The organism is Tardiphaga sp., from assembly GCF_028290785.1.
Lineage (GTDB): Bacteria > Pseudomonadota > Alphaproteobacteria > Rhizobiales > Xanthobacteraceae > Tardiphaga.
Window position 1 is genome coordinate 1 of sequence record NZ_JAQGJD010000097.1, and the last position, 9,851, is coordinate 9,851.

The 9,851-nt window shown below is 64.5% G+C and carries 9 protein-coding genes; 3 read left to right on the forward strand and 6 right to left on the reverse strand.

Annotated features, from left to right (window positions below; genetic code table 11):
- Together JWR89_RS05365 and JWR89_RS05370 are read left to right on the forward strand one after the other, a co-directional pair.
- On the forward strand, window positions 1-1,268 hold a 1,268-nt coding region (locus JWR89_RS05365), incomplete at its 5' end, for a glycine cleavage T C-terminal barrel domain-containing protein (RefSeq protein ID WP_299712691.1).
- A complete protein-coding gene (locus tag JWR89_RS05370; protein ID WP_299712693.1) occupies window positions 1,261-1,839 on the forward strand; it encodes a sarcosine oxidase subunit gamma family protein in 579 nt (192 codons plus the stop codon). The genes JWR89_RS05365 and JWR89_RS05370, both read left to right, overlap by 8 nt.
- A gap of 140 nt (window positions 1,840-1,979) precedes the next feature.
- On the opposite strand, the gene JWR89_RS05375 is transcribed toward JWR89_RS05370, so the two are convergent.
- From JWR89_RS05375 to JWR89_RS05400, 6 genes are all read right to left on the reverse strand, one after another.
- Window positions 1,980-2,903, reverse strand: a complete 924-nt coding sequence (locus tag JWR89_RS05375) for a glyoxylate/hydroxypyruvate reductase A (protein ID WP_299712695.1) — start codon at window positions 2,901-2,903, stop codon at window positions 1,980-1,982.
- Window positions 2,904-2,949: 46 nt separating this feature from the next.
- On the reverse strand, window positions 2,950-4,569 hold the full coding sequence (locus tag JWR89_RS05380) for an ABC transporter ATP-binding protein (RefSeq protein ID WP_299712698.1): 1,620 nt from the start codon (window positions 4,567-4,569) through the stop codon (window positions 2,950-2,952).
- A gap of 1 nt (window position 4,570) precedes the next feature.
- On the reverse strand, window positions 4,571-5,410 hold the full coding sequence (locus JWR89_RS05385) for an ABC transporter permease (protein WP_299712701.1): 840 nt from the start codon (window positions 5,408-5,410) through the stop codon (window positions 4,571-4,573).
- On the reverse strand, window positions 5,407-6,378 hold the full coding sequence (locus JWR89_RS05390) for an ABC transporter permease (protein WP_299712704.1): 972 nt from the start codon (window positions 6,376-6,378) through the stop codon (window positions 5,407-5,409). Before JWR89_RS05390 ends, JWR89_RS05385 begins: the two co-directional genes overlap by 4 nt.
- Before the next feature lie 266 nt (window positions 6,379-6,644).
- Window positions 6,645-8,195, reverse strand: a complete 1,551-nt coding sequence (locus JWR89_RS05395) for an ABC transporter substrate-binding protein (protein ID WP_299712707.1) — start codon at window positions 8,193-8,195, stop codon at window positions 6,645-6,647.
- Between the two features lie 52 nt (window positions 8,196-8,247).
- Window positions 8,248-9,021, reverse strand: a complete 774-nt coding sequence (locus JWR89_RS05400; RefSeq protein WP_299712710.1) for a class II aldolase/adducin family protein — start codon at window positions 9,019-9,021, stop codon at window positions 8,248-8,250.
- Window positions 9,022-9,139: 118 nt separating this feature from the next.
- Between JWR89_RS05400 and JWR89_RS05405 the strand changes: the two genes are divergently transcribed.
- Window positions 9,140-9,847, forward strand: coding sequence for a GntR family transcriptional regulator (locus JWR89_RS05405; protein ID WP_299712713.1), 708 nt, complete (start codon window positions 9,140-9,142; stop codon window positions 9,845-9,847).
- The last annotated feature ends 4 nt before the right edge of the window (window positions 9,848-9,851 follow it).

A 9,851-nucleotide genomic window follows, 5' to 3' on the forward strand; every position in this document is an offset into this window, starting at 1 on the left:
AAACCGGCGCGACGCGGGCGCGCCCCCCGCACGTGCCGGTGGCCATCGGCGCCTTCGCCGGGCTGCATACCGGAAAGCATTTCAAGCCGGCGCGGTTGACCGCGGGCCACGCTTTTTCCGCCGCGGCCAGCGCCACCTTCGTCGAGGCTGGGCCGTGGATGCGCGCGCAGTGGTTCAATGCGCCGGGCGAGAACGACTGGCTGCAAAGCGTCACCCGCGAGGTGAAGGCAGTGCGCGGATGCGTCGGCATCTGCGATGTCTCGACGCTCGGCAAGATCGCGTTGCTGGGCACGGATGTCGGCGCGTTTCTCGATCGCATCTACATCAACACCTTCTCGACGCTCGCGGTCGGCAAGACGCGCTACGGCGTGATGCTGCGCGAGGACGGCTTTGTGCTGGACGACGGCACCGTGGCGCGGCTGTCGCAGGATCATTTTGTGATGACAACGACCACCGTGAATGCCGGAAAGGTCATGCAGCATCTGGAATACTGCCACCAGGTGCTGTGGCCTGAGCTGGACGTGCAGATGGTCTCGGTCACCGAGCAGTGGGCGCAATATGCCGTCGCCGGGCCGCGGTCGCGCGCGCTGCTGCAGGCCGTGCTCGGCGACGCCATCGATCTCTCCAATGAGGCGTTTCCCTATATGGGCTGCGCGGAGTTCGATCTCGGCGATGTCCCGCTGCGGTTGTTCCGCGTCTCGTTCTCCGGCGAACTGGCCTATGAGATCGCGGCCCCCGCCGGCTACGGCGAAGCGCTGCTGCGCGGGCTGATGCAGGCCGGCAAGGCGTTCGACGCCACGCTGTACGGCACCGAGGCGCTGAGCGTGATGCGGATCGAGAAGGGCCATGTCGCCGGCTCCGAGCTCAACGGCCAGACCGTGGCGCGCGACCTCGGGCTCGGAAAAATGATGTCGCAGAAGAAAGATTACATCGGCCGCGCGATGGCGGCACGCGAGGCGCTGGTCGATCCCGACAGGCCGACGCTGGTGGGGCTGCGACCGGTGGATCGCAGCCAGCGCCTGCGCAACGGCGCGCTATTGTTTGCGCGCGATGTCACACCATCGCCGGACAACCATGGCGGCCATATCACCTCGACGGCATTCAGCCCGTCGGCCGGGCACTGGATCGGGCTCGGGCTTTTGGCACGCGGGCCGGAACGGCTCGGCGAGATCGTCCGCGCCTGGGATCCGATCCGTTCCGCCGATCTCGAACTGGAAGTGGTATCGCCGGTGTTCGTCGATGCGCAAGGAGTACGGCTGCGTGCTTGATCTCACCCAAATCTCCGCCTTCGCCGGTCTGCGCCCGGTCGGCTCCGGTCGCGGCCTGATCGTGCGCGAGCGCATCGGGCTGGCGCTGGCTACGGTGATGGTGCGCAAGGGTCGAACCGCGGCGCTGGCCGCCGCGGTGAAAGAGCAGTTCGACATCGCCCTGCCGGCGGGGCCGCACGGCTCCGGCAGCGACTCCACGTCGTTCCTCGGCACCGGGCCGGGACGCTGGCTGGTGACGCATGATGCCCGGACGCCAGGCTTCGTGGACAGCCTGTCGCGAAAACTCGAAGGGCTGGCCTCGGTGGTCGATCAGTCCGATGCCTATGGCGTGCTGCGGCTGTCCGGTCCGTCGATACTGGAGGTGCTGGCCAAGGGCGTCGCGATCGATTTGAGCGCGCCGGCATTTCCCGCCGGCAGCGTCGCGGCGACGGTCGTCGCCCATATCGGCGTGACGCTGTGGAAGGTGGACGAGACGCCGACCATCCATGTGGCGGTGGCGCGCAGCTATGCCGGGAGCTTTCTGCACTGGCTGGAGACGTCGGCGGCGATATACGGGATGATAATGGAGTAGCCGTAGCCCGGATGAAGTCGGCGTGCCGCTCGCGGCACGGCGACGCAATCCGGGGGCGGAGCTTCTACGGATGGGCCGGCCCCGGATTGTCATCCGGGCTACAATTCTCGCAAATGCCGTCGCCCGGGACAGGTGGGTCGTCAATATCCCCTTGAACGATCCACGGCGTCCTTCGGCTTGACGCCGGCCTGCAGCGCTTCGGCGGTTTCCAGGAGGGTCCGGCCCACCGCCGCCAAAGTGACGTCGCAGGCGTCGTGCGGGGTCAGCACGATATTCGGGTGACTCCAGAACGGATGCTCCGGGGATAGCGGCTCGGCGAGAAACACGTCGAGCGACGCGCCGGCGAGCTGGCCGCTGGCGAGGGCATCGAGCAGGTCCTGCTCCACCATGTGCTCGCCGCGGCCGACCTGGATCAGGTAACCACCGCGCGGCATTTTCGCGAACAACGCCGCATTCAGGATATTGCGCGTCTCGACCGTGAGCGGCAGCAGGTTGACGAGGATTTCGCTGCCGGCGAGCATCGCATCGAGGCCGTCGGCGCCATGGAAGCCGTTGACGCCTTGCGAGGTCGGCTTGGCGCTGCGGCTCCACACCTTGACCGGAAAGCCGAGCGCGGCGAGGTCGGCGGCAACGCGGGCGCCGATCGCGCCATAGCCGAGAATCCCGACCGGGACTTCCTGCGTGGTGCGCTGGCCGATACGCTTCCAGATCTTGTCGCGCTGGTTCTGCAGATAGATGCCCATCCGGCGCTGGTGGTAGATCGCGTGCCAGATCACAAAACCGGACATCATCTCCGCCTGCGCGGGTTCAACGACCCGAACCACATCGATGCCGTCGCGCAGGCTGGGACAGGCCAGGATGCTGTCGGCACCGGCGCCGATCGAACACGCTGCCGTCAGGTTAGGATAGTGATCGAAGGCGTCGGCGTGGGGATGCCAGCCGACCGCCATGCGGACCGTCGCGGGATTGGTGCCGTCGAGATGATCGACGAAGGTGACGCGGCCATCGAGCCTGGCGATTTGATCCTTGAGATACTTGCGCAGGTTAATGGTCCTGCTCAGCATGACGCAATTCATGGGCTTGGAAGACATCTCAGTAGAAGACATGGGATCAGGCGGCCTGCGGTGGCGCGCTCTGGCCGGGCACCGCCGCCAGCAGTTCGCGCGTATAGGGATGTTCGGGCGAAGCGAATAGCTGCGCCGTCGGCTTCAGCTCGACGATGACGCCGCGCTGCATCACCGCGATGCGGTCGCATATCTGGGCGGCGACGCGGAGGTCATGGGTGATGAACAGCATCGACAAACCCAATCGCGCTTTCAGATCCTCGAGCAGCGCCAGCACCTGGGCCTGAACGGAGACATCGAGGGCGGAAACCGCCTCGTCGGCGACGATGATTTCCGGATCGAGCGCGAGCGCGCGCGCGATGCCGATGCGCTGGCGCTGGCCGCCGGAGAATTCGTGCGGATAGCGCTCCATGGCGCCGGCATCGAGGCCGACGAGGCCAAGCAACTCGCGGGCACGCTGCATGGCGACTTTGGCGTCAGTGCCGTGCGCGATCGGGCCGTCGCTGATGATGTTGCCTACTTTGCGTCGCGGGTTCAGCGAGGCGAACGGATCCTGAAAAATCATCTGGATGCGGTGGCGCTCGATGCGCAGCGCACGGCCGGTAAGCTTGGTCAGATCGGAATCGCCCAGACGCACGGTGCCGCGGTCGGGCTTGATGAGCTGCATGACGAGCCGCGCGACCGAGGATTTACCGGAGCCGGATTCGCCGACCAGGCCGAGCGTCTCGCCCTGCAGGATGTCGAAGCTGACTTCGTTGGCGGCGCGCACCGAGCGGTCCGGCTTGAACCAGCCGCCGGAGGTGACATAGGTCTTGTCGAGGCCGATCACCTCGACGGCTTTCTCGCGGCCTTCGAGCGGCGCGCGCACCGGCGGATGCATTGACGGCACTGCGGCGAGCAACGCCTTGGTGTAGTCGTGCTGCGGCCGGGTCAACACCTCCGCGGCGGTGCCCTCTTCCACCACCTTGCCATAGCGCAGCACCACGACGCGGTCGGCAATGTCGGCGACGACGCCGAAATCGTGGGTGATGAACATCACCGCCATGTTGCGGCGGCGCTGCAGGTCGCGGATCAGCTTGAGGATCTGCGCCTGGGTGGTGACGTCGAGCGCGGTGGTCGGCTCGTCGGCCACCAGCACGGCCGGCTCCAGTGCCAGCGCCATGGCGATCATGGCGCGCTGGCGCTGGCCGCCGGACAATTGGTGCGGATAGGCGCGCACGATGCGCTCGGGATCCGGCAGGCCGACTTCGCGTGCCAGCCCGAGCGCCTTGGCGCGGCGTTCCTTCGGCGTCAGCAGATTATGCGCCTCGAACATCTCCATCATCTGGTCGCCGATCCGCATCAGCGGATTGAGCGCGGTCATCGGCTCCTGGAATACCATCGCGATATGGCGGCCACGCACGTCGCGCCAGCCGTCCTCATCGAGCTTCAGCAGGTTGCCGCCGTTGAACGCAATCTCACCGGTCTCGGTGGACACCGTATCGGGCAGCAGGCCCATCAGCGCATGCGCGCACATCGACTTGCCGGAGCCGGATTCGCCAACGACGCAGACGATCTCGCCGGGGATCAGGTCGATCGAGATGCCGTCGACGGCGTAGGGACGTTCGGCGCCCTTGGGCAGCGCGATCTTCAGGTTCTTGATGGAAACGGCGGGTGCGGCGGTCATGTCAGCGGCTGCCCTTCGCCAGGCGCGGGTTGAGCGCGTCGTTGAGGCCTTCGCCGACCAGATTCATTGCCAGCACCGCGAGCAGGATCGCGACGCCGGGGAACACGGTGATCCACCACGCCTGGCGGATCACGGTGCGGCCTGCGCCGACCATGTAGCCCCAGGAAATCATGTTGGGATCGCCGAGGCCGAGGAACGACAGCGAGGATTCCAGCAGGATCGCGGTGGCGACCATCAAGGACGCCAGCACGATCACCGGCGACAGCGCGTTCGGCAGGATCTCGCGCCAGATGATCCAGCTGTTGCTTTGTCCGGTGACGATGGCGGCCTGGACATATTCACGGGTCCGCAACGACAACACCTCGGCGCGCACCAGCCGCGCCACCGGCGGCCATGAGACGATACCGATCGAGGCCACGATCGAATAGATCGACGGCTGCAGGATCGCCACCAGCACGATCGCCAGCGGGAAACTCGGAATGGTCTGGAAGAATTCGGTGAAACGCATCAGCGCGTCGTCCACCCGGCCGCCGAAATAGCCGGCGGTGGCGCCGAGTGGCACGCCGACGATCAGCGCCACCAGCGTGGACACCATGCCGACCAGCAGCGAGACGCGGGCGCCATAGATGATGCCGGCGAACACGTCGCGGCCGAGCGCATCGGTGCCGAGCAGTACCGCGGGATTGGTGAACGGCGGCAGGAACGGCCGCTGCACCATCCGCCATGGCGACGTCGGGAAGATGGTCGGCCCGAAGATCGCGATGAAGATGGTGATGAACAGGATCACCAGGCCGATCACGCCGCCGGGATGGCGCAGCATCGATTTCCAGAACGCCTTCATGATGCGAACTCGATGCGCGGATCGACGAGGCGATAGACCAGGTCGGTGATGAGATTGAAGATCAGCACCATCGCAGAGCAGACCACGAAGACGCCGAGCAGCAGGTTGTAGTCGCGCTGGAGCAGCGCCTCGTACATCAGCCGGCCGATGCCGGGCCAGGCATAGACCGTCTCGGTGATCACGGCGCCGCCGATCAGCGTGCCGGCATGCACGCCGGCCAGCGTCACCACCGGCAGCAGCGCGTTGCGCAGCACATGGCGGCGCTGGATCACATTGTCGCGCAGGCCCTTGGCGCGCGCGGTCTTGACGAAATCGAGCCGCTTGACCTCCAGCATCGAGGCGCGGGTCATGCGGGTATAGGTCGCCATGAAGAACAGCCCGATGGTCATCGCCGGCATGATGAGATGCAACGCGACGTCGCCGACATAAGCGAGGCCCGTGTAGTTGGCGCCGACGGTGTCGTAGCCGAAGCTCGGCAGCCAGCCGAGATAGACCGAGAACAGCAGGATCGCCATCAGCGCCAGCCAGAAGATTGGGGTGGCGTAGAAAACAAGTGCCGCGGCGGTGATCGCGCTGTCGCCCCAGGAGCCCGCGAAGCGCGCCGCCAGCGTCCCGAAGAAGATGCCGAGCACCAGCGATATGGCAAACGCCGTCAGCGTCAGCAGCAAGGTAGCGCCGATCCGCTCCGAGATCAGCTTCGACACCGGCATCTGCTGGCGGAACGAGAAGCCAAGGTCGAGCGTGACAATGCCCTTGACGTAGGACAGAAGCTGCTCCGGCAGCGGCTTGTCGAGCGAGAATTTCTCACGCAGCTGCTGCACGAATTGCGGATCGCTGGCGCCGGCCTCGCCCGCCATCACCACGGCGGGATCGCCGGGTGCGAGCCGGATCAGGAAGAAGTTCATCACGACGATAGCCAGCAGGACGACGACGCCCTTGACGATCCTCTGGGCAACGAATGACAGCATCAGAGGTCCAACATTTTCGTCATGATTTCCACCGGCCCATCCCCGTCATTGCGAGGCGCCCCTTGGCGACGAAGCAATCCAGCTCTTGCCGAGTTTGCGGCCTTCTGGATTGCCACGTCGCTTCGCTCCTCGCAATGACAGGGGAGAGGTCCCCGCCCCGCCATTGCGAGGAGCCTCTTGGCGACGAAGCAATCCAGTCTTCGCTCGTGGCTATCTGGATTGCTTCGCTTCGCTCGCAATGACGACCGCTAATGAGGGCGCTTGCCTTACTTGTCAATCCAGGCGTCGCGGAAACCGTCGTTGACGCCGATGCCGGTGGTGATCAGGTTCTTGACCTTGCAGTTCATGATGGTCGGAAACTGCAGTTCGAGCATCCATGCCACCGGCACGTCTTCGACCAGGATCTTCTGCGCCTTGTCGTAGATCTCCTTGCGCTTCGAATCCGGAGTTGCCACCGCGCCGTCGGCGAACAGCTGGTCGATCTCGGGATTGGAATACCCCTCGACGTTGTTGAACTGCTGACCCTTCACGATCTGGCTCGACACGTAATTGCGGCCGACGCCGAGTGCGGGATCGCCGTATTGATAGAGGTAGCTATACGAGATATCGAAATCCCACTCGCCGATCTTCTGGTTGTAGCCGGGAACGTCCGTCGCAACGGTCTCGATGGTGATACCGACGTCGTTCAAATTCTGCTTGATGGCCTCGGCCCAGCGCAGCCAGGTCTCGCCATAGGGCAGCGGCATCATGCGAATCTTTTCGCCCTTGTAGCCGGCTTCTTTCAGAAGCGCCTTCGCCTTGGCCGGATCGTAGGGATACTTCCTCACGTCGTCGGTGTAGTACTTGATGGTGGATGCCGACGGGCCGGTCGCAACCTTGCCGAGGCCGTTCCAGATCACGTCACGGGCAAACTCGCGGTCGATGGCGTACATGATGGCCTGGCGGACCAGCTTGTTGGCGGTCGGTCCCTGGCGGTTGTTGAGCCACATCCAGGCCAGCGGCGAGAAGAACTCCCAGCCTTCGCCGGTGACGCAGGTGTTCGGCAGCTTGCTGACGCGTGGCACGTCGAAATTCTCGATCGAGCCGCCGGGCAGCACGTCAACCTTGCCGGTCTCGTAGGCCACCGAACGCGCGGCGGCGTCGGGGATGATCTGCCAGTAGATGCTGTCGATGTAGGGCTTGCCCTTGATGTGGTAGTTCGGGTTCTTCACGAGCTGGATGAACGAGCCCTTCTTCCATTCCTTGAACATGAACGGGCCGGTCCCGATCGGCGCGTTGTTGGCCGCATTGGTCTTGATGTCGGAGCCTTCATAGATGTGCTTCGGAATCATCGGCATCGAGCCGACTTCAAAGATCCCGAGGAACGGACCGAACGGCTGCTTCAGGGTGAACACGACGGTGAGATCGTCCGGCGCTTCGACCTTGTCGACCTGCACCAGATTGCCGCGCGCACGGGCATGGGTCACTCGCAGCGTCTCGACGGAGAACAGCACGTCGGCCGAGGTAAACGGCTTGCCGTCATGCCAGGTGACGCCGGGCTTGAGCTTGAAAGTGTAGGTCTTGGCGTCAGGGCTGACGGTCCAGCTCTCGGCGAGACCGGGCAGCGGCTCCAGCTTCTTCGAGTAACGCAGCAGGCCCTCATAGATGTTGCCCGACACCATCTGGGTCGGGCCGTTCTGCACCAGCGCCAGCATCAGGCCGGGGGGCTCGGGCTGGATCACGGCATTGATCGTGCCGCCCATCTTCGGCTCCTGCGCCAGCGCCGCCGTGCAAAGGCTGCTCGTCAGTGCAAGGCCCAACAAGAAATGCTTCAGCATGTTTTCCCCTCAGCCGCCCACCGGCGCGTTTCGTTTCGATCGTGAAAGAAGATCAGTTCTTGTAGCCCGGATCGGTGCGATCGAGCATGCGCTTGAACGCGTCCCACTCGCTGTCCGGCTTGCCTTCGACTTCGACTTTCGCGTAGCCGCGATCGTACTGGCCGGCGGTGTGCAACGCGATGGCATGGGACGGCTTGACGATCTCGGCGCCGGAGGCCTGAATCGCGAGCTGCGCGCGGCACGACCGCTCCATGTTGTGCATCAGCTTGAAAGCCTCGCCGACCGAACGGCCGCAGGTCAATAGGCCGTGGTTGCGCAGGATCAGCACGAATTTGTCGCCGAGATCGGCGACGAGGCGCTCGCGCTCGGACAGGTCGAGCGCTATGCCCTCGAAGTCGTGATAGGCGATCCGGTCGGTGAACTGCATCGACCACTGATTGAGCGGCAGCAGGCCTTCCTTCAGGCACGATACCGCAACACCGGCGACGGTATGGGTATGCAGCACGCACTGCGCATCGTGACGCGCCGCATGCACGGCGCTGTGAATGGTAAAACCGGCGGGATTGATGCCGAGGCCGAGCGGATCGTCGATGACCTGGCCATCGATATCGACGGTGACGAGGTTCGACGCGGTGACTTCCTCGAAGCGCATGCCGTAGGGATTGATCAAAAAGCGGTCATGGGTGCCGGGAACGCGCACCGAGATGTGGGTGTAGATGCTGTCGTCAAGGCCGAGGCGATGGATCAGACGATAGGCCGCGGCCAGATCGACGCGGGTCTGCTGCAGCTCGGCGTCGGTCGGCGTAATGCTTGCATGGATATTCACAGGCGCAATCCCGGTTTTTAAGCTGGGTGAAGAAGACACAAACGCATGGCAGGCTGCAAGATTAAACTGTCGACAATCGACGATTAAATCTTGTACAGGGGATGAAACGGGTCCCCGCATGCGTCTGATTACCCCTCCAGTTGGGCTGACGGCCCTCGCCGATACCGATCTCGTCGGGCAAGTGGCGCGCATCCTGACCAAGGCCGTCATCAAGGGCCAGTTACTGCCGGGCGCCAAGGTCGTCGAGGCTGCGATCGCCCGCGAGCTCGGTATCAGCCGCGCCCCGGTGCGCGAGGCCGCACGGCTGCTCGAGCAGCAGGGACTGCTGATCTCGCATCCGCGCCGCGGCTTTTTCGTGCGCAAGCTGGAAGCCACCGACATCGACGAAATCTACGACCTCCGGATCTGTGTCGAATGCCACGCCGGCGTGCTCGCCGCGCAGAACCTGACCCCGGCAACGCGCGACGCGCTGCAACGGCAGATCGACGTGCTGCAGGAAACCGCCGACCTCGACGACCCCGCGCGGCAGGTGGAAGAAGACTACAAGTTTCACCGCATGATCTGCGAGATCGCCGGCAGCAAGCGCCTGCTGCGACTGTTCGACGATCTGGCGTCGGAATTGCGCATGGTGATCGGCCTGATCGGCCGGCTCTATGACGATCCGCGCCGCATCGCCGAAACCCATCAGGTTGTGCTCGACGCGATCGAACAAGGCCATCCCGACGTCATCGTGGCGCGGATCGATTATCACATCGGCGCCGCCTGGCGCGAAGTCGCCAAGCTGGTGCGCGAAATTCCCTCATCACCCAACGGAGCTAACACGTGAAGGC